This window comes from Peterkaempfera podocarpi, from assembly GCF_042466665.1.
Lineage (GTDB): Bacteria > Actinomycetota > Actinomycetes > Streptomycetales > Streptomycetaceae > Peterkaempfera > Peterkaempfera podocarpi.
Genome location: NZ_CP162102.1, coordinates 1,747,231 through 1,765,814, shown reverse-complemented (window position 1 = coordinate 1,765,814; position 18,584 = coordinate 1,747,231). Strand labels below are relative to the sequence as shown.

The following is an 18,584-nucleotide window of genomic DNA, read 5'->3' as shown; positions in this document are numbered from 1 at the left end:
GCCGGACAGCCCCCTCTGCGGTGCGCGTTGTCCTGGGCGGGCGGTCCCGGGGCCGAAGCGGCGGGGCGGGCGGCGAACCCGGCGGACAGCCCGCTCCCCGTCCCGCGCCCGCGTGTTCCTCCGGATTACGGGTATCGCGGCGGTCCCCGCTCACGGCCGGAGCGGGGAGCTTGTCCCGCGGGGACGCCGCCGCCCGCACGCCGGTCGCGACATGTCCGTACAGCGGACCGTGCGCCCGCCGTGGCGTACCGACGTGAAAGGATCGGGGGAGAGGAACGCGGTACGACGGCCCGGGGCGGGCCGATGACGAAGGAGCACCGTTGAGCAGGTTGCGCTGGCTGACGGCGGGGGAGTCGCACGGCCCCGCACTCGTCGCGACCCTGGAGGGGCTGCCCTCCGGAGTGCCGGTCACCACCGAGATGGTGGCGGACGCGCTGGCCAGGCGCCGGCTGGGCTATGGCCGCGGGGCGCGGATGAAGTTCGAGCGCGACGAGGTGACCTTCCTCGGCGGGGTGCGGCACGGCAGCACCCTCGGCAGCCCTGTGGCGATCATGGTGGGCAACACCGAGTGGCCCAAGTGGGAGCAGGTGATGTCGGCCGATCCGGTGGACCCCGAGATCCTGGCCGGCCTGGCCCGCAATGAGCCGCTGACCCGCCCCCGGCCCGGCCACGCCGACCTGGCCGGTATGCAGAAGTACGGCTTCGACGAGGCCCGGCCGATCCTGGAGCGCGCCAGCGCCCGGGAGACCGCGGCCAGGGTCGCCATCGGCACGGTGGCCCGCTCCTACCTGCGGGCGACCACCGGTATCGAGCTGGTCTCCCATGTGGTGGAGCTGGGCGCGGCCAAGGCTCCCGCCGGAGTGCTGCCGCTGCCCTCCGACGAGGCCCGGCTGGACGAGGACCCGGTCCGCTGCCTGGACGCGGACGCCTCCAAGCGGATGGTCGCCGAGATCGACCAGGCCCACCGGGACGGCGACACCCTCGGCGGCGTGGTCGAGGTGCTGGCGTACGACGTGCCGCCGGGCCTGGGCTCCCATGTCCACTGGGACCGCCGGCTGGACGCGCGGCTGGCCGCCGCGCTGATGGGCATCCAGGCGATCAAGGGCGTGGAGCTCGGCGACGGCTTCGACCTGGCCCGTGTCCCGGGCTCGCAGGCCCATGACGAGATCGAGCCCACTCCCGAGGGCATCCGCCGCCGCTCCGGCCGCTCCGGCGGCACCGAGGGCGGGCTGAGCACCGGTGAGCTGCTGCGGGTGCGGGCCGCCATGAAGCCCATCGCCACCGTGCCCCGCGCGCTGGCCACCCTGGATGTGCGCACCGGTGAGCCCGCCCAGGCCCACCATCAGCGTTCGGACGTCTGCGCGGTGCCGGCCGCCGGCATCGTCGCCGAGGCCATGGTGGCCCTGGTGCTGGCCGATGCGGTGGCGGAGAAGTTCGGCGGCGACTCGGTCGCCGAGACCCGTCGCAACGTCCGGGGCTACCTGGACAACCTGGTCATCCGGTAGGGGCGGTCATGACTGAGAACCCCACCTCCGGCACTCCCCTGGTGGTGCTGGTCGGCCCCATGGGGGCAGGCAAGACCACCGTGGGCCGGCTGCTCGCCGACCGCCTCGGCGGTACCTTCCGCGACACCGACGAGGACATCGAGCAGGCCGCGGGCAAGCCCATCTCCGAGATCTTCGTCGACGAGGGCGAGGAGCACTTCCGCGCGCTGGAGGCCGCAGCCGTACGGGCGGCCCTCGCCGCCCACCCGGGTGTCCTGGCCCTCGGCGGCGGAGCGATCCTCGACCCGCGGACCCGGGCCCTGCTCGCCGCCCACCCGGTGGCCTTTCTGGACGTCGGCGTGCACGACGGCATCAGACGGGTCGGCCTGGACGCCCCCCGCCCGCTGCTGGCGGTCAACCCCCGTGCCCGCTGGCGGGAGCTGATGGAGGCCCGCCGCCCGCTGTACCTGGAGGTGGCCCGCGCCGTGGTCGCCACCGACGGCCGCACCCCCGACGAGGTGGCCGACGCCGTCCTCGAGGCTCTGGAGCTGAAGACCGTATGACCACCGAACCGTCCGCCCGTATCCCTGTCGGCGGCGACGACCCCTACGACGTCCTGGTCGGCCACCAGCTGCTGGGCGAGCTTCCCGGGCTGATCGGCGACCGGGCCCGGCGGGTCGCCGTGATCCACCCGGAGGCGCTCTCCGCCACCGGGGACGCCATCCGCGAGGACCTGGCGGCGCAGGGCTACGAGGCCATCGCGCTCCAGGTCCCCAATGCGGAGGACGCCAAGAGCGCCGAGGTGGCCGCGTACTGCTGGTCGGTGCTCGGCCAGACCGGCTTCACCCGCAGCGACGCGGTGGTGGGTGTCGGCGGCGGCGCCACCACCGACCTGGCCGGCTTCGTCGCCGCCACCTGGCTGCGCGGAGTGCGCTGGATCTCCATGCCCACCACCCTGCTGGGCATGGTGGACGCGGCGGTCGGCGGCAAGACCGGCATCAACATCGCCGAGGGCAAGAACCTGGTCGGGGCCTTCCATCCGCCGGCCGGGGTGCTCGCCGACCTGGCGACCCTGGAGACGGTGCCGCGCAACGACTACATCGGCGGCCTCGCCGAGGTGATCAAGACCGGCTTCATCGCCGACCCGGTGATCCTGGACCTGGTGGAGGCCGACCCGCAGGGCGCCACCACCCCGGCCGGCCCGCACACCCTGGAGCTGATCGAGCGCTCCATCAGGGTCAAGGCCGAGGTGGTCTCCGGCGACCTCAGGGAGTCGGGGCGCCGGGAGATCCTCAACTACGGCCACACCCTGGGCCATGCCATCGAGCGCAATGAGCGCTACAAGTGGCGGCACGGCGCGGCGGTCTCGGTGGGCATGGTCTTCGCGGCGGAGCTGGGCCGGCTGGCCGGACGGCTGGACGACGCCACCGCCGACCGCCACCGCAGCGTGCTCGCCTCCGTGGGCCTGCCGCTGACCTATCGCGCGGACGCCTGGCCGCGGCTGCTGGACGCGATGAAGATCGACAAGAAGTCGCGCGCCGATCTGCTGCGCTTCATCGTGCTGGACGGCCTCGCCAAGCCCGCCGTGCTGGAGGCCCCCGACCCGTCGCTGCTGGTCGCCGCCTACGCGGAGGTGGCGCAGTGACCGCGGTGCTCGTGATCAACGGCCCCAACCTCGGGCGGCTGGGCAGCCGGGAGCCGGATGTCTACGGCTCCACCTCCTACGCGGGGCTGGTCGAGCGCTGCACCGCGCTCGGCAAGGAGCTGGGCCTGGAGGTCGAGGTCCGGGAGACCAACGACGAGGGCGAGCTGATCCGCTGGCTGCACGAGGCCGCCGACGGACGGACCCCGGTGGTGCTCAACCCCGGTGCCTTCACCCACTACTCGTACGGGATGCGGGACGCGGCGGCGCAGCGCACCGCGCCGCTGATCGAGGTGCACATCTCCAACCCGTACACCCGGGAGGAGTTCCGCCACACCTCGGTGGTCGCCCAGATCGCCTCCGGCACCATCGCCGGCTTCGGCATCGGCTCCTACGAGCTGGCGCTGCGCGCCCTCGCCGAGCAGCTCACCAACGGCTGAACCACCGTCAGGGGACATGCGTCCCAAGGCCCGGTGGCGGACTGTGCCCGCCGCCGGGCCGACGTGTATTGTCCGCGCCTGGAGGTGTATGTGACGCAGCACGCCCAGGGAGCGCCACCGCCCCCCCATCCGCCCTCGCCCTACGGGGCGGTACCGCCGCCGGGCCGGCCGCCCTATCCGCCGGGGCCGCCCGGTGCCGGCTGGCCGGGGCCCCAGCATCCGCCGCCGCCCCCGATGGTCCAGCCGCCGCCCCCGCACGCCCCCGCGCCGACGGGCGCCACCGGACACTTCCCGCTGCCGCCGGGCACCCGGGCACAGCTCCCCGCCCCGGTCGGCCGGCAGCATCCGCAGACCCACCAGGGGCCGCTCGCAGTCCTGCTGATCGGCCCGGCGGGCGCGGGCAAGACCACCGTCGCCCGGCACTGGGCCGAGCTGCGCCCCGCGCCGACCGCGCACATCAGCCTGGACGACGTACGCGAGTGGGTGCGCTCGGGCTTCGCCAACCCCCAGTCCGGCTGGAACGACGCCTCCGAGGCGCAGTACCGGCTGGCCCGCCGGACCTGCGGCTTCGCCTGCCGCAACTACCTGGCCAACGGCATCTCCTGCATCATCGACGACGCGGTCTTCCCCGACCGCCCGGCCATCGGCCTGGGCGGCTGGAAGCGGCACATCGGCCCGGGGATGATCCCCGTGGTGCTGCTCCCCGGTCTGGAGTCGGTGCTGGCCCGCAACGCCCGGCGCAGCGGGACCCGCAGGCTCGCCGACGAGGAGGTGGCCCGTATCCACGGCCGGATGGCCGGCTGGTACAACTCGGGGCTGCCCATCATCGACAACAGCCGGCTGGACGTCCCGGCCACCGCCGCCGAGCTCGACCGGGTGGTCGCGGCCCGGCTCGCCGGCCACCCGTACTGACCCGTGAGGTCGGGGTACTCATCCGTGGGGTCGGGGACGCGGCCGGCGGGTGGCCCCGCGGGGCGCACCGGGGTGCACTCGCACAACAGGCCGAGCCTGCCGAACACACGTACGCTGCGAGCATGGCCGATGTGCACGCAGCCCGCCGTGAGCGCCTCCGGGAGCGGTGCGGGGCCCTGGCCGCCGACGCCGTGCTGGTGACCCGCCCGGCGAATGTGCGGTATCTGACGGGTGTCGAACCGGACGGGGCAGCCCTGCTGCTCACCCGTGACCGGGCGGTGCTCGCCCTACCGGAGGACAGCCCACGCGATCCGGACCAGCAGTTCCCGCCGCCGGACGAGATACAGCGGCTGGAGGTGCCGCCCGGCACCGATCCGGCGGCCGCCGCCGCCGCGGCGGCGGCCCGGTACCGGGCCGGGACCCTGGGCGTCGAGGAGCACGATCTGACGGTGGCCCGGCATCGTCTGGTCACCGGGGCCGCGGTTCCGGCGCGCGTGATCGACCTCGACCGGGCGGTGGAGCAGCTGCGGCTGGTCAAGGACGAGGACGAGATCACCGCGCTGCGGATCTCCGCCGAGATCGCCGACCAGGCGCTGGGCGAACTGCTGGAGTCCATCCTGGTGGGCCGTACCGAGCGACATCTGGCGATGGAGCTGGAACGGCGGATGGTGGACCACGGCGCGGACCGGGCGGCCTTCCCCGTCTCCATCGGCACCGGCACCCATGCGGGGATCGCCGGGCACCGGCCCACAGACCGCCGGGTGGAGGAGGGCGACTTCCTCACCGTCGCCCTGGGCGCCCGCTACCGCGGCTACGGCGCCTCGGCCGCCCGTACCTTTGTGATCGGCACCGCGCCGGCCCAGTGGCAGATCGATCTGCACGCGGTGGTCTTCGCCGCGCAGCGGGCCGGCCGGGAGGCGCTGCAGCCGGGCACCCTGTGCCAGGAGGCGGACCGCGCGGTACGGGAGGTCCTCCAGGCCGCAGGCCATACGGAGGCCACGCCGAGGCCGGTCGGGCACGGCACAGGGCTGGAGATCGCGGAGGAGCCGCGACTCGGGCCGGGAGACATGGGTAAACTGGAGGCTCGTGTGCCGGTCACCGTCGGTCCAGGGGTTCACCTCCCGGGCCGGGGCGGTGTCCGGATCGAGGACACACTCGTCGTCCGCCCCCTTGGGGAGGGCGGTCCCGAGTTGCTCACCATCACCACCAAGGAGCTCCTCGCCCTGTGACCCCCCGGGGTCCGCAGGTCACACGCCCTTGGTTCCTTGACAGCTATATGCAGGAGTTAGTGCGACCGTGGCGACCACGAACGACCTCAAGAACGGCATGGTGCTCAAGCTCGACAATGGCCAGCTCTGGTCCGTCGTCGAGTTCCAGCACGTCAAGCCCGGCAAGGGCGGCGCCTTCGTCCGCACCAAGCTCAAGCACGTGCTCTCCGGCAAGGTCGTCGACAAGACCTTCAACGCCGGCACCAAGGTGGAGACCGCCACCGTGGACAAGCGCGGCATGCAGTTCTCCTACAAGGACGGCTCGGACTTCGTGTTCATGGACACGGACACCTACGAGCAGATGCCGATCACGCCCGAGGTGGTCGGCGACGCCGCCAACTACCTCCTCGAGGGCTTCGAGGCCGTCGTGGCGATCTACGAGGGCTCGGCGCTCTATGTGGAGCTCCCCGCCTCCGTCGAGCTGGTCATCGAGTACACCGAGCCGGGCGTCCAGGGCGACCGCTCGACCGGCGGCACCAAGCCGGCCCGCCTGGAGACCGGCTACGAGATCGCTGTGCCGCTCTTCATCACCACCGGTGAGAAGGTCAAGGTCGACACTCGCGACGGCGGCTACCTCGGCCGGGTGAACAGCTAACCGTGTCCGCAGCACGCAGCAAGGCCCGCAAGCGCGCCTTCCAGATCCTCTTCGAGGCCGACCACCGGGGCGTCGACCCGCAGGGCGTCCTCGCCGACTGGGTGCGCCGCGCGAGGGAGCCCAAGCCTGACGAGGGCGTCCCTCAGGTGGGCGAGTACACGATGCAGCTGGTCGAGGGGTACGCGCAGCACGCTGTGCGGATCGACGAGCTCATCGCCGGCTATGCGGTCGGCTGGACGCTGGACCGGATGCCGATCGCGGACCGCAACATCCTGCGGCTCGGCGCCTATGAGCTGATCTGGGAGGACGACGTCCCCGACGCCGTCGTCCTGGACGAGGCGGTCGAGATCGCCAAGGAGTTCTCCACCGACGAGTCCCCGGCGTTCGTCAACGGTCTGCTGGGCCGGCTCAAGGAGCTCAAGCCGTCCCTTCGCCGCTGAGAGCGGCCGAGGGGCACCGAAGGCCCGGGACGGCACCCCGCGAGGGTGCCGTCCCGGGCCTTCGGGCTGGTGGGGCGTGAGACCTCCCGTCCCCGGCGGACCGGCCCCCGGAGAGGTGTCGCCGAAGCGGTGTCGCCGGAGCTGGTGCCGCCGGTGCTGGTGTCGCCGGAGCTGGTGTCGCCGGAGCTGGTGTCACGGAGAAGCGGAACGGCCGGGGCGGCCCGCAGTGGTACTGCGGTGCCGCCCCGGCCGCCGAGGTCGGGCTGCGGTCGAGCGCCGTGGTCAGACGGAGTCGTCCTCGCGCACGGCGCGCCGTGCGTCGGGGTTGAGCACTCCCCAGCTGATCAGCTGCTCGGTGAGGATCGACGGCGACTGGTCGTAGATCACCGCGAGGGTGCGCAGGTCGTCCTGCCGGATCGACAGCACCTTGCCGTTGTAGTCGCCGCGCTGGCTCTGGATGGTCGCCGCATAGCGCTGCAGCGGACCGGCCTTCTCCGACGGCACCTGGGCCAGGCGCTCCAGGTCGAGCACCAGGCGCGGCGGCGGCTCGGCGGCGCCGCCGGGGGTGCTGCCGGGGAGCAGCTCCTGCACCGGCACACCGTAGAACTCGGCGAGTTCGGCCAGGCGCTGCACGGTCACGGCGCGGTCGCCGCGCTCGTACGACCCGACCACCACGGCCTTCCAGCGCCCCTGGGACTTCTCCTCGACACCGTGCAGTGAGAGGCCCTGCTGGGTGCGGATCGCGCGGAGCTTGCCCCCGAGCTGTTTCGCGTAGTCGCTGGACATTGGTCTCCCCGGACGAGATTAGCGAGATGTGACTGACCGGTACGGCTGGCCCGTTCAACGCCCGGTCCGTAACTCACTGTGAGGTTACGCAGAGTAATGTGCGTTCGTCAAGCCGAATGGGGCACCCGTGCGAATGTGCTGGAAGGTGGCGGTGACGTGCCCCGCCGCTCCGGTCTGAGCTGCGGGTTTCGCCGACCGGAGGGCGCCGGTCCGGGGCCTGGATCATCCCCCTGGTAAGGTGGGACACGGCCTGTCCGCGCAAGGGGAAGGCCATAACCAGACATCCTTTAAGGCCCGTCCTGTGAGGCGGGGAAGGAGGTCCGCTTCGGCATGACCGCATATGACGAGGGCGTCGCTCCGCGCGCCCCCCACCAGGTGCTCGACCAGTCCGACATCGCGCGGGTGGTCACCCGCATCGCCCATGAGATCGTCGAGCGCGCCAAGGGCGCGGAGGACGTCGTCCTGCTCGGCATCCACACCCGCGGTGTCCACCTCGCCCGCCGGCTCCGCGCCAGGCTCACGGCCATCACCGGCCGGGACATCCCGCTGGGCGCTCTCGACATCACCATGTACCGGGACGATCTGCGCCTGAAGCCCGCCAGGGCGCTGGAGCACACCGAGATCCCGCCCGGCGGCATCGACGGCCGCCTCGTCGTCCTCGTCGACGACGTGCTCTTCTCCGGCCGGACCATCCGCGCCGCCCTGGACGCACTCAACGACATCGGACGGCCGCGCGCCGTGCAGCTCGCCGTACTGGTCGACCGCGGCCACCGGGAGCTGCCGATCCGCGCCGACTACGTGGGCAAGAACCTGCCCACCTCGCTGCGCGAGGCCGTCAAGGTCCAGCTCGCCGAGATCGACGGCGGCGACGCCGTCCTGGTCGGCGACCGCGACTACGCCGCCCGCTCCTCCCAGGCGCTCGCCGCCGAGGAGCAGTCCGCCGATGCCGAGCAGCCGTCCGAACCGCACCTCCCGGAGTGAACCCCGCGTGAAGCGTCACCTCGTCTCCGCCGCCGACCTCTCCCACGACGACGCGCTGCTCATCCTCGACACCGCCGAGGAGATGGCCCAGGTCTCCGCCCGCGCCGTCAAGAAGCTCCCGACACTGCGCGGCCGCACCGTCGTCAACCTCTTCTTCGAGGACTCCACCCGCACCCGCACCTCCTTCGAGGTCGCGGAGAAGCGGCTCTCCGCGGACGTCATCAACTTCTCGGCCAAGGGCTCCTCGGTCTCCAAGGGCGAGTCCCTCAAGGACACCGCCCTGACCCTGCAGGCCATGGGCGCCGACGCCGTGGTCATCCGGCACAGCGCCTCCGGCGCCCCGCTGCGGCTCGCCGAGTCCGACTGGCTGCACGGCTCCGTGATCAACGCCGGTGACGGCACCCATGAGCACCCCACCCAGGCGCTGCTCGACGCCTTCACCATGCGCCGCCATCTGGCCCCCGGCCTCGGCCGCGACCTGTCCGGCCGGCGGGTCACCATCGTCGGCGACATTCTGCACAGCAGGGTCGCCCGTTCCAATGTGCTGCTGCTGGCCACCCTCGGCGCCCAGGTCACCCTGGTCGCCCCGCCGACCCTGGTGCCCATCGGCGTGGAGAGCTGGCCCTGCGAGGTCTCCTACGACCTGGACTCGGTTCTGGCCAAGACCGACGCCCTGATGATGCTGCGGGTCCAGCGCGAGCGGATGAACGCCGCCTTCTTCCCCACCGAGCGCGTACTCCCGCCGCTACGGCCTGGACGCGCTGCGGATGGGCGCCCTGCCGGAGCACGCCATCGTGATGCACCCCGGCCCGATGGTGCGCGGTATGGAGATCACCGCGGAGGTCGCCGACTCGCCCCGCTGCACCGTGGTCGAGCAGGTCGCCAACGGCGTCTCCGTACGGATGGCCGTCCTCTACCTGCTGCTCGGCGGCGCCACCCTTGCCGACCACCCCACCCGCACCGACGCCGAGGAGAGCACCAAGTGACCACCCGCCTCATCAGGAACGCAAGCCTCCTCGGCGGAGACCCCCAGGATGTGCTGATCGCCGACGGCGTCGTCCGGGAGATCGGCACCGGCCTGAGCGCCGAGGGCGCCGTGGAGCTGGACGCCACCGGACTGGTCCTGCTGCCCGGCCTGGTCGACCTCCACACCCACCTGCGCGAGCCCGGCCGGGAGGACGCCGAGACCGTCCACACCGGCACCCGCGCCGCGGCCCGCGGCGGCTACACCGCCGTCCACGCCATGGCCAACACCTTCCCGGTCGCCGACACCGCCGGCGTCGTCGAGCAGGTCTGGCGGCTCGGCCGCGCCTCCGGCTACTGCGATGTGCAGCCGGTCGGCGCCGTCACCATCGGCCTGGAGGGCAAGAAGCTCGCCGAGCTGGGCGCCATGCACGACTCCGCCGCCGGCGTGCGGGTCTTCTCCGACGACGGCAAGTGCGTGGACGACGCGGTGATCATGCGCCGCGCCCTGGAGTATGTGAAGGCCTTCGACGGCGTCATCGCCCAGCACGCCCAGGAGCCCCGCCTCACCGAGGGCGCCCAGATGAACGAGGGCACCGTCTCCGGAGAGATCGGCCTGGCCGGCTGGCCCGCCGTCGCCGAGGAGGCGATCATCGCCCGCGATGTGCTGCTGGCCGCCCACGTCGGCTCCCGGCTGCACGTCTGCCATGTCTCCACGGCCGGCTCCGTGGAGATCATCCGCTGGGCCAAGGCCAAGGGCTGGGACGTCACCGCCGAGGTCACCCCGCACCATCTGCTGCTCACCGACGAGCTGGTCCGCTCCTACGACCCCGTCTACAAGGTCAACCCGCCGCTGCGCACCGAGGCCGATGTGATGGCGCTGCGCGAGGCGCTGGCCGACGGCACCATCGACGCCGTCGCCACCGACCACGCCCCGCACCCGGCCGAGGACAAGGACTGCGAGTGGGCCGTCGCGGCCATGGGCATGGTCGGCCTGGAGACCGCCCTCTCGGTGGTCCAGCACACCATGGTCGACACCGGGCTGATGGACTGGCAGGGCGTGGCCGACCGGATGTCCTTCCGCCCGGCCCGGATCGGCAGGCTGACCGGCCACGGCAGGCCCGTCTCGCCGGGTGAGCCGGCCAATCTGGTGCTGGTCGATCCCGCGTACCGTGGAACCGTGATCCCCGAGTCCTTCGCCACCCGCAGCCGCAACACCCCCTACCGGGGCCTGGACCTGCCCGGACAGGTCCGTGCCACCTTCCTGCGAGGGGTGCCCACGGTGCTCGACGGGGAGCCGGTGGCACCGGAGACGGTCGCCGGAGCCGTCGCGTGACCGGCGCACCGCTCGCTCTGCTGGCCGAGCAGCCGCACTCCGCGCCGGTCCAGCACTGGGGTGACTACATCGGCTGGTCCGTCGGGCTGATCCTGCTGGTGGTCCTGGTCTACTGGCTGATGCGGCAGGGCTGGAAGTGGCGGGCCACCCTCCAGTCCGACCTGCCGCCGCTGCCCGAGCCGCCGGCCGACCCCGGACCCGTCCTGCTCAGCGCCACCGGGCGCTACCACGGCACCACCACCGCGGGCCACTGGCTCGACCGGATCGTCGCCCACGGCCTGGGTGCCCGCAGCCTCGCGGAGCTCACCCTCACCGAGCACGGCCTGCTCGCCCGCCGCCCCGGCGTCGGCGACCTGTGGATCCCCGCCGGCGCCCTGGCCGGTGCCCGCACCGACTCGGGCATCGCCGGGAAGGTCGTCCCCTCGGGACTGCTGGTGGTCACCTGGCGCCACGGCGACCAGGAGCTGGACTCCGGTTTCCGCGCCGACCACCCCGATCAGCACCCCGCGTGGGTCGCGGCGATCGAACGGATCGCCGCAGGCCCCGCCGCAGCACGCAACAACCCCACGGAAGGCACGTCATGACCGCACCCGCCCCCACCACGACGACGCGGCCCAGGGCCGCCCGCCGGGAACGCGTTCCCGCCGTCCTGGTCCTCGAGGACGGGCGTACCTTCCGGGGCCAGGCGTACGGCGCCGTCGGCGAGACCTTCGGCGAGGCGGTCTTCAACACCGGTATGACCGGCTACCAGGAGACCCTCACCGACCCCTCCTACCACCGCCAGGTGGTGGTGATGACCTCGCCGCACATCGGCAACACCGGTGTCAATGACGACGACCCGGAGTCCGCCCGGATCTGGGTGGCCGGCTATGTGGTGCGCGACCCCGCCCGGGTGCCCTCCAACTGGCGCTCGGTGCGGTCGCTGGACGAGGAGCTGACCGCCCAGGGCATCGTGGGCATCAGCGGCATCGACACCCGGGCCCTCACCCGCCACCTGCGCGAGCGCGGGGCGATGCGGGTCGGGATCTTCTCCGGTGAGGCGCTGGCCGACGAGGCCGCACTGCTGGCCAGGGTGCAGCAGGCACCCGAGATGACCGGCGCCGACCTCTCCTCGGAGGTCGCCACCACCGCCGCCTATGTGGTCCCCGCGGTGGGCACCAAGCGCTTCACCGTCGCCGCCCTGGACCTGGGCATCAAGGCGATGACGCCGCAGCGGATGGCCGAGCGCGGCATCGAGGTCCATGTGCTGCCCGCCACCGCCACCCTGGACGACGTCTACGCGGTGAACCCGGACGGCGTCTTCCTGTCCAACGGGCCGGGCGACCCGGCCACCGCCGACCTCACCGTGGTCCGCGGCGTCCTGGAGCGGAAGACCCCGCTCTTCGGCATCTGCTTCGGCAACCAGCTCCTGGGCCGTGCGGTGGGCTTCGGCACCTACAAGCTGAAGTACGGCCACCGCGGGATCAACCAGCCGGTGCAGGACCGCGCCACCGGCAAGGTGGAGGTCACCGCGCACAACCACGGCTTCGCCGTGGACGCACCGCTCGACCGGGTGAGCGACACCCCCTACGGCCGCGTCGAGGTCTCCCACGTCTGCCTCAACGACGATGTGGTCGAGGGCCTGAACCTGCTCGACACACCCGCCTTCAGCGTCCAGTACCACCCCGAAGCGGCAGCCGGCCCGCACGACGCCGCCTACCTGTTCGACCGCTTCGTGAAGCTCATGGAGGGCCAGCGTGCCTAAGCGCACCGACATCCAGTCCGTCCTGGTCATCGGCTCCGGCCCGATCGTCATCGGCCAGGCGGCCGAGTTCGACTACTCGGGCACCCAGGCCTGCCGGGTGCTCAAGGCCGAGGGCCTGCGCGTGGTCCTGGTGAACTCCAACCCCGCGACCATCATGACCGACCCGGAGATCGCCGACGCCACCTATGTCGAGCCGATCACCCCGGAGTTCGTCGAGAAGATCATCGCCAAGGAGCGCCCCGACGCCCTCCTGCCCACCCTCGGCGGCCAGACCGCACTGAACGCCGCCGTGGCGCTCGCCAAGAACGGTGTCCTGGAGCGCTACGGCGTCGAGCTGATCGGCGCCAACATCGACGCCATCGAGAAGGGCGAGGACCGCGACCGCTTCAAGGGCGTGGTGGAGGCCGTCAAGGCGAAGATCGGCCATGGTGAGTCGGCCCGCTCGGTCATCTGCCACACCATGGACGAGATCCTCGCCGGGGTGGACACCCTCGGCGGCTACCCCGTGGTCGTGCGCCCCTCCTTCACCATGGGCGGCGCCGGCTCCGGCTTCGCCCACGACGAGGAGGAGCTGCGCCGCATCGCCGGCCAGGGCCTGGCCCTCTCGCCGACCACCGAGGTGCTCCTGGAGGAGTCCATCCTCGGCTGGAAGGAGTACGAGCTGGAGCTGATGCGCGACAAGCACGACAACGTCGTGGTCGTCTGCTCCATCGAGAACTTCGACCCGATGGGCGTCCACACCGGCGACTCCATCACCGTCGCCCCGGCGATGACCCTCACCGACCGCGAGTACCAGGTGCTGCGCGACATCGGCATCGCGGTGATCCGCGAGGTCGGCGTGGACACCGGTGGCTGCAACATCCAGTTCGCCGTCGACCCCGTGGACGGCCGGGTCATCGTCATCGAGATGAACCCCCGGGTCTCCCGATCCTCGGCGCTGGCCTCCAAGGCGACCGGATTCCCGATCGCCAAGATCGCCGCCAAGCTGGCCGTCGGCTACACCCTGGACGAGATCCCCAACGACATCACCGAGCAGACCCCGGCCTCCTTCGAGCCCACGCTCGACTACGTCGTGGTCAAGGTGCCCCGCTTCGCCTTCGAGAAGTTCCCCTCCGCCGACGCCACCCTCACCACCACCATGAAGTCGGTCGGCGAGGCCATGGCGCTGGGCCGCAACTTCCCCGAGGCGCTCAACAAGGCGCTGCGCTCCCTGGAGAAGAAGGGCTCCCAGTTCACCTGGGTGGGTGAGCCCGGCGACTCCAAGGAGGAGCTGCTGAGGATCGCGGAGACCCCCACCGACGGCCGGATCAACACGGTGATGCAGGCCATCCGCGCCGGGGCCACCCCGGAGGAGGTCTTCGACGCCACAAAGATCGACCCCTGGTTCGTGGACCAGCTCTTCCTGCTCGACGAGATCGCCGCCGAGCTGGCCGAGGCCGAGGAGCTCACCCCGGAGCTGCTGCGCCACGCCAAGCGGCACGGCTTCTCCGACCTGCAGATCGGCGAGATCCGCGGGCTGGGACCCGATGTGATCCGCGAGGTCCGGCACGCCCTCGGCATCCGGCCGGTGTACAAGACCGTCGACACCTGCGCCGCCGAGTTCGCCGCACGCACGCCGTACTTCTACTCCTCCTACGACGAGGAGACCGAGGTCGCGCCGCGGACCAAGCCCGCCGTGATCATCCTCGGCTCGGGCCCCAACCGCATCGGCCAGGGCATCGAGTTCGACTACTCCTGCGTCCACGCCTCCTTCGCACTGTCGGCCGCGGGCTACGAGACCGTGATGGTCAATTGCAACCCCGAGACCGTCTCCACCGACTACGACACCTCCGACCGGCTGTACTTCGAGCCGCTCACCCTGGAGGACGTCCTGGAGATCGTCCATGCGGAGACCCAGGCGGGACCGGTGGCGGGCGTGCTGGTCCAGCTCGGCGGCCAGACCCCGCTGGGCCTCGCCCAGGCGCTCAAGGACAACGGCGTGCCCATCGTCGGCACCCCGCCGGAGGCCATCCACCTTGCGGAGGAGCGCGGCGCCTTCGGCCGGGTCCTCACCGAGGCCGGCCTGCCCGCGCCCAAGCACGGCACCGCCTTCTCCTTCGCCGAGGCCAAGGCCATCGCGGACGAGATCGGCTACCCGGTGCTGGTCCGGCCGTCCTATGTGCTGGGCGGCCGCGGCATGGAGATCGTCTATGACGAGCCCTCGCTCGCCGGGTACCTGGAGCGCCACGCAGGCCTCATCTCCGAGCACCCCGTGCTGGTGGACCGCTTCCTCGACGACGCCGTGGAGATCGACGTCGACGCCCTCTACGACGGCAGCGAGCTCTACCTCGGCGGCGTCATGGAGCACATCGAGGAGGCCGGTATCCACTCCGGCGACTCCGCCTGCGCCCTGCCCCCGATCACCCTCGGCGGCCATGACATCAAGCGGCTGCGCGCCTCCACCGAGGCCATCGCGCGCGGTGTCGGGGTGCGCGGTCTGATCAACATCCAGTTCGCGCTGGCCGGGGACATCCTCTACGTCCTGGAGGCCAACCCCCGCGCCTCGCGCACGGTGCCCTTCACCTCCAAGGCCACCGCGGTACCGCTGGCCAAGGCCGCCGCCCGGGTCTCGCTCGGCGCCACCATCGCCGAGCTGCGCGCCGAGGGCCTGCTGCCGGCCGAGGGCGACGGCGGCACCCTGCCGCTGGAGTGCCCGGTCGCGGTCAAGGAGGCCGTGATGCCCTGGAGCCGCTTCCGGGACGCCTCCGGCCGCGGCGTGGACACCGTCCTCGGCCCCGAGATGCGCTCCACCGGCGAGGTCATGGGCATCGACTCGGTCTTCGGGACGGCCTACGCCAAGTCCCAGGCCGGTGCGTACGGTGCGCTGCCGCTCAAGGGCCGGGTCTTCGTCTCGGTCGCCAACCGTGACAAGCGCAGCCTGGTCTTCCCGGCCAGGGCGCTGGTGGAGCTGGGCTTCGAGCTGCTCGCCACCTCCGGCACCGCCGAGGTGCTGCGGCGCAACGGCATCCCCTCCGCGATCGTGCGCAAGCACAGCGAGGGCGAGGGGCCAGGCGGCGAGCGGACCATCGTGCAGCTGATCCACGACGGTGCGGTGGACCTCATCATCAACACCCCGTTCGGCACCGGGGGCCGGCTGGACGGCTATGAGATCCGCACCGCCGCCATCGCCCGCGGGGTGCCCTGCCTGACCACCGTGCAGGCGATGGGTGCCGCGGTCCAGGGCATCGACGCGCTGACCCGCGGCGACGTGGGTGTGATGTCGCTCCAGGAGCACGCCGCGCTGCTGACCGCGGCGCGCAGCAGCCAGTAACCCGTCGGCGCGGGGAACCGCGCGGACAGCCACGCCCGGGGGCGGCGGCGCCCAGCCGCGCCCCCGGGCGGGCGGGGTGCCGCGCGCCCGGCCCTCCGGGGAGGGGCAGGGCTGTCCTGGTGGTTCCCCGCGTCCCGGGTCCTTACGGGGGCGCTCTTACGGCGCAGCCTCAGGTCCGTGCCGGTGTGCTCGGTGGAGGCTGTCACCCCGAAGCCACATCCAGTTCAGGAGAGCCCTCCGTGTACCGCCTGCTGTTCGACCTCCTCTTCCGCCGACTGGACCCGGAGAAGGCCCACCATCTGGCCTTCGGCTGGATCCGCGCCGTCTCCGCCGTACCCGGACTGCGCGCCCTGGTGCGCCGGGTACTGGCGCCGCAGGACCCGGCCCTGCGGACCAGGGCCCTCGGCCTGGACATGCCCGGGCCGTTCGGGCTGGCCGCCGGGTTCGACAAGAACGCCGTGGGCATCGACGGGCTGGCCATGGTCGGCTTCGACCATGTCGAGATCGGCACCGTCACCGGCCAGGCACAGCCCGGCAACCCCGCTCCCCGGCTCTTCCGGCTGGTCGAGGACCGCGCCCTGGTGAACCGGATGGGCTTCAACAACGAGGGCTCCGCGGCGGTCGCCGCCCGCCTCGCCGCCCGTCCGCGCAGCTCCACCACCCTGGTCGGCGTCAACATCGGCAAGACCAAGGTCGTCCCGGAGAGTGAAGCCGCGGCCGACTACGTCACCTCGACCGAGCGACTCGCCCGCCACGCCGACTACCTCGTCGTCAATGTGAGCTCGCCCAACACACCCGGACTGCGCAACCTCCAGGCGGTGGACCAGCTCCGCCCGCTGCTGACCGCTGTCCGCGAGGCCGCCGACCGCTCCACCGAGCGCCGGGTCCCGCTGCTGGTCAAGATCGCCCCCGATCTGGCCGACGCCGATGTGGACGCCGTCGCCGACCTGGCCCTGGAGCTGGGCCTGGACGGAATCATCGCCACCAACACCACCATCGGCCGCACCGGGCTGCGCACCGACCCGGCAGTGGTGGAGGCCGCGGGCGCGGGCGGCCTCTCCGGCGCCCCGCTGAAGCAGCGCTCGCTGGAGGTGCTGCGCCGGCTGCACGTCCGGACCGGCGGCCGGCTCACCCTGGTCGCCGTCGGCGGTGTCGAGACCGCCGACGACGCCTGGGAGCGCGTCCTGGCCGGCGCGACTCTGGTGCAGGGCTACAGCGGCTTCATCTACCAGGGCCCCTTCTGGGCACGGCACATCCACCGCGGTCTCGCGGCCCGGCTGCGGGCCAGCGGTCACGCGACCCTGGCCGACGCCGTGGGTGCCACCGCTTCCCTCCGAGACGACCAGCAAGGACTCCGATGACCATCGCCCCCGCTCCGATCGCCCCCGCTCCGATCGCCGTCGCCCTGGACGCCCCCGACCTCGACACGGCCCTGCACTGGGCCGAGGCGGTCGGCCCGCATGTCTCCACCCTCAAGGTCGGCCTGGAGCTCTACCTGGCCCACGGCCATGACGCGGTGCGCAGGGTGCGGGGCGCCGGCGGCGGCCGTGACCTCTTCCTCGACCTCAAGCTGCACGACATCCCCAACACCGTGGCCGGAGCGGCCCGTTCGGTCGCCGGCCTGGCTCCGGCCTATCTCACCGTGCACGCCACGGGTGGCACCGCGATGATCCGCGCCGCCGCCGAGGCGCTGCCGCAGACCCGGATCACCGCGGTCACCGTGCTCACCTCGATGTCCGAGCAGGACCTGGGTGACATCGGCCTGGCCGGGCCGGCGCTGGACGCGGTGCGCAGGCTCTCGGTGCTCTCGGTGGCCGCCGGCGCCCGGGCGCTGGTGTGCTCGCCGCACGAGGTCGCCGCGGTGCGGGCCGAGGTGGGCCCCGACATCCGTCTGATCACCCCCGGTGTCCGTCCGGCCGGGGCGGCGCTGGGCGACCAGACCCGGGTGGCCACACCCGAGCAGGCGCTCGCGGACGGCGCCGACCTGCTGGTGATCGGCCGCCCCCTGACGGGCGCCGCGGACCCCGGTGCGGCGGCCGCTGCCATCGCCGCGGCACTGTCGGTCTGAGGCCTCACAGGGAGTGAGGGTGGTCACACCCAGGGTCCCCGTAGGGCTGATATGCCCGGAAATATTCCGCTCAGCCTCGGCTGACCTGGACTTTTCGTTCTCTTCTCCTGACGTGGGCCTCTGGGACGGGTAGTCTCCGGCGGTAGGTCGTAAGAGGAGCGCGTTTCTCGTTGCTCCTGCAGGTCAGAGCAGCTAGGTTCCTCTGCGGTCGACATGCAAGGCATCCCATTCGTTCGAACCCTGAGGTGAACGGCGTGGCACTTCCGCCCCTTACCCCTGAACAGCGCGCTGCTGCGCTCGCCAAGGCCGCTGAGGCTCGCCGGGAGCGCGCCGAGGTGAAGAACCGGCTGAAGCACAGCGGTGCTTCGCTGAGCGAGGTCATCAAGCAGGGCCAGGAGAACGACGTCATCGGCAAGATGAAGGTCTCCGCCCTGCTCGAGTCCCTCCCGGGCGTCGGCAAGGTCCGCGCCAAGCAGATCATGGAGCGGCTCGGGATTTCCGAGTCGCGCCGGGTCCGCGGCCTCGGCTCGAACCAGATCGCCTCCCTGGAGCGCGAGTTCGGCGGCGCTGCCGCTTCCTGAGGCTCCGCAGCCGTCCCGGTGTCGGGCAGTGCCC

17 protein-coding genes and 1 pseudogene are annotated in these 18,584 nt (G+C 72.3%); 17 read left to right on the top strand and 1 reads right to left on the bottom strand.

Annotated elements, in window-relative coordinates; translation table 11 throughout:
- The first annotated feature begins 320 nt into the window (after positions 1-320).
- The 8 genes from aroC (at position 321) to nusB (ending at position 6,781) form a co-directional block, all read left to right on the top strand.
- Positions 321-1,505, top strand: coding sequence for a chorismate synthase (gene aroC / locus AB0761_RS07800; protein WP_377268236.1), 1,185 nt, complete (start codon positions 321-323; stop codon positions 1,503-1,505).
- An 8-nt stretch (positions 1,506-1,513) separates the two neighbouring features.
- Positions 1,514-2,047 (top strand): shikimate kinase, encoded by a 534-nt coding sequence (locus AB0761_RS07795; protein ID WP_377268235.1) that lies wholly within the window; start codon positions 1,514-1,516, stop codon positions 2,045-2,047.
- Positions 2,044-3,129 (top strand): 3-dehydroquinate synthase, encoded by a 1,086-nt coding sequence (aroB, locus tag AB0761_RS07790; protein ID WP_377268234.1) that lies wholly within the window; start codon positions 2,044-2,046, stop codon positions 3,127-3,129. Before AB0761_RS07795 ends, aroB begins: the two co-directional genes overlap by 4 nt.
- Positions 3,126-3,566, top strand: coding sequence for a type II 3-dehydroquinate dehydratase (gene aroQ, locus AB0761_RS07785; protein ID WP_377268233.1), 441 nt, complete (start codon positions 3,126-3,128; stop codon positions 3,564-3,566). Before aroB ends, aroQ begins: the two co-directional genes overlap by 4 nt.
- Before the next feature lie 90 nt (positions 3,567-3,656).
- Entirely contained in the window at positions 3,657-4,478 is an 822-nt protein-coding gene (locus AB0761_RS07780; RefSeq protein WP_377268232.1) for an AAA family ATPase, read from the top strand.
- Between the two features lie 122 nt (positions 4,479-4,600).
- Positions 4,601-5,707 carry a M24 family metallopeptidase gene (locus tag AB0761_RS07775; protein WP_377268231.1) on the top strand — a complete coding sequence of 369 codons (1,107 nt, stop codon included), beginning with the start codon at positions 4,601-4,603 and terminating at the stop codon, positions 5,705-5,707.
- A 67-nt stretch (positions 5,708-5,774) separates the two neighbouring features.
- Complete coding sequence (gene efp / locus AB0761_RS07770) at positions 5,775-6,341, top strand: elongation factor P (protein WP_377268230.1); 567 nt, start codon at positions 5,775-5,777, stop codon at positions 6,339-6,341.
- A 2-nt stretch (positions 6,342-6,343) separates the two neighbouring features.
- Positions 6,344-6,781 (top strand): transcription antitermination factor NusB, encoded by a 438-nt coding sequence (gene nusB / locus AB0761_RS07765; RefSeq protein ID WP_377268229.1) that lies wholly within the window; start codon positions 6,344-6,346, stop codon positions 6,779-6,781.
- Positions 6,782-7,063: 282 nt separating this feature from the next.
- On the opposite strand, the gene AB0761_RS07760 is transcribed toward nusB, so the two are convergent.
- On the bottom strand, positions 7,064-7,567 hold the full coding sequence (locus AB0761_RS07760; protein ID WP_055588805.1) for a transcriptional regulator: 504 nt from the start codon (positions 7,565-7,567) through the stop codon (positions 7,064-7,066).
- 330 nt (positions 7,568-7,897) lie between these two features.
- Here AB0761_RS07760 and pyrR point away from each other — a divergent pair, with 330 nt between their 5' ends.
- The 9 genes and pseudogenes from pyrR to mihF all read left to right on the top strand — a co-directional run bounded on the left by pyrR (position 7,898) and on the right by mihF (position 18,550).
- Positions 7,898-8,548: a bifunctional pyr operon transcriptional regulator/uracil phosphoribosyltransferase PyrR gene (pyrR, locus tag AB0761_RS07755; RefSeq protein ID WP_377268228.1), complete on the top strand. Its 651-nt coding sequence runs from the start codon at positions 7,898-7,900 to the stop codon at positions 8,546-8,548.
- A gap of 7 nt (positions 8,549-8,555) precedes the next feature.
- A pseudogene (locus AB0761_RS07750) lies at positions 8,556-9,534 on the top strand (aspartate carbamoyltransferase catalytic subunit).
- Complete coding sequence (locus AB0761_RS07745; protein ID WP_377268227.1) at positions 9,531-10,847, top strand: dihydroorotase; 1,317 nt, start codon at positions 9,531-9,533, stop codon at positions 10,845-10,847. The pseudogene AB0761_RS07750 and the gene AB0761_RS07745 overlap by 4 nt, the downstream one beginning before the upstream one ends.
- Entirely contained in the window at positions 10,844-11,431 is a 588-nt protein-coding gene (locus tag AB0761_RS07740; RefSeq protein WP_377268226.1) for a hypothetical protein, read from the top strand. The genes AB0761_RS07745 and AB0761_RS07740 overlap by 4 nt, the downstream gene beginning before the upstream one ends.
- Positions 11,428-12,591 (top strand): glutamine-hydrolyzing carbamoyl-phosphate synthase small subunit, encoded by a 1,164-nt coding sequence (gene carA, locus AB0761_RS07735; protein WP_377268225.1) that lies wholly within the window; start codon positions 11,428-11,430, stop codon positions 12,589-12,591. The genes AB0761_RS07740 and carA overlap by 4 nt, the downstream gene beginning before the upstream one ends.
- Positions 12,584-15,901, top strand: a complete 3,318-nt coding sequence (carB, locus tag AB0761_RS07730) for a carbamoyl-phosphate synthase large subunit (protein ID WP_377268224.1) — start codon at positions 12,584-12,586, stop codon at positions 15,899-15,901. The genes carA and carB overlap by 8 nt, the downstream gene beginning before the upstream one ends.
- Positions 15,902-16,140: 239 nt before the next feature.
- Positions 16,141-17,262, top strand: coding sequence for a quinone-dependent dihydroorotate dehydrogenase (locus AB0761_RS07725; RefSeq protein ID WP_377268223.1), 1,122 nt, complete (start codon positions 16,141-16,143; stop codon positions 17,260-17,262).
- On the top strand, positions 17,259-17,969 hold the full coding sequence (pyrF, locus tag AB0761_RS07720; RefSeq protein WP_377268222.1) for an orotidine-5'-phosphate decarboxylase: 711 nt from the start codon (positions 17,259-17,261) through the stop codon (positions 17,967-17,969). Before AB0761_RS07725 ends, pyrF begins: the two co-directional genes overlap by 4 nt.
- Before the next feature lie 254 nt (positions 17,970-18,223).
- Positions 18,224-18,550: an integration host factor, actinobacterial type gene (gene mihF, locus AB0761_RS07715; protein ID WP_055588796.1), complete on the top strand. Its 327-nt coding sequence runs from the start codon at positions 18,224-18,226 to the stop codon at positions 18,548-18,550.
- Positions 18,551-18,584 lie beyond the last annotated feature (34 nt).

Coding starts and splice junctions, on each gene's coding strand:
- aroB (WP_377268234.1), top strand. CDS start 2,044: ATGACCACCGAACCGTCCGCCCGTATCCCTGTCGGCGGCGACGACCCC.
- AB0761_RS07795 (WP_377268235.1), top strand. CDS start 1,514: ATGACTGAGAACCCCACCTCCGGCACTCCCCTGGTGGTGCTGGTCGGC.
- pyrR (WP_377268228.1), top strand. CDS start 7,898: ATGACCGCATATGACGAGGGCGTCGCTCCGCGCGCCCCCCACCAGGTG.
- carA (WP_377268225.1), top strand. CDS start 11,428: ATGACCGCACCCGCCCCCACCACGACGACGCGGCCCAGGGCCGCCCGC.
- pyrF (WP_377268222.1), top strand. CDS start 17,259: ATGACCATCGCCCCCGCTCCGATCGCCCCCGCTCCGATCGCCGTCGCC.
- AB0761_RS07775 (WP_377268231.1), top strand. CDS start 4,601: ATGGCCGATGTGCACGCAGCCCGCCGTGAGCGCCTCCGGGAGCGGTGC.
- AB0761_RS07760 (WP_055588805.1), bottom strand. CDS start 7,567: ATGTCCAGCGACTACGCGAAACAGCTCGGGGGCAAGCTCCGCGCGATC.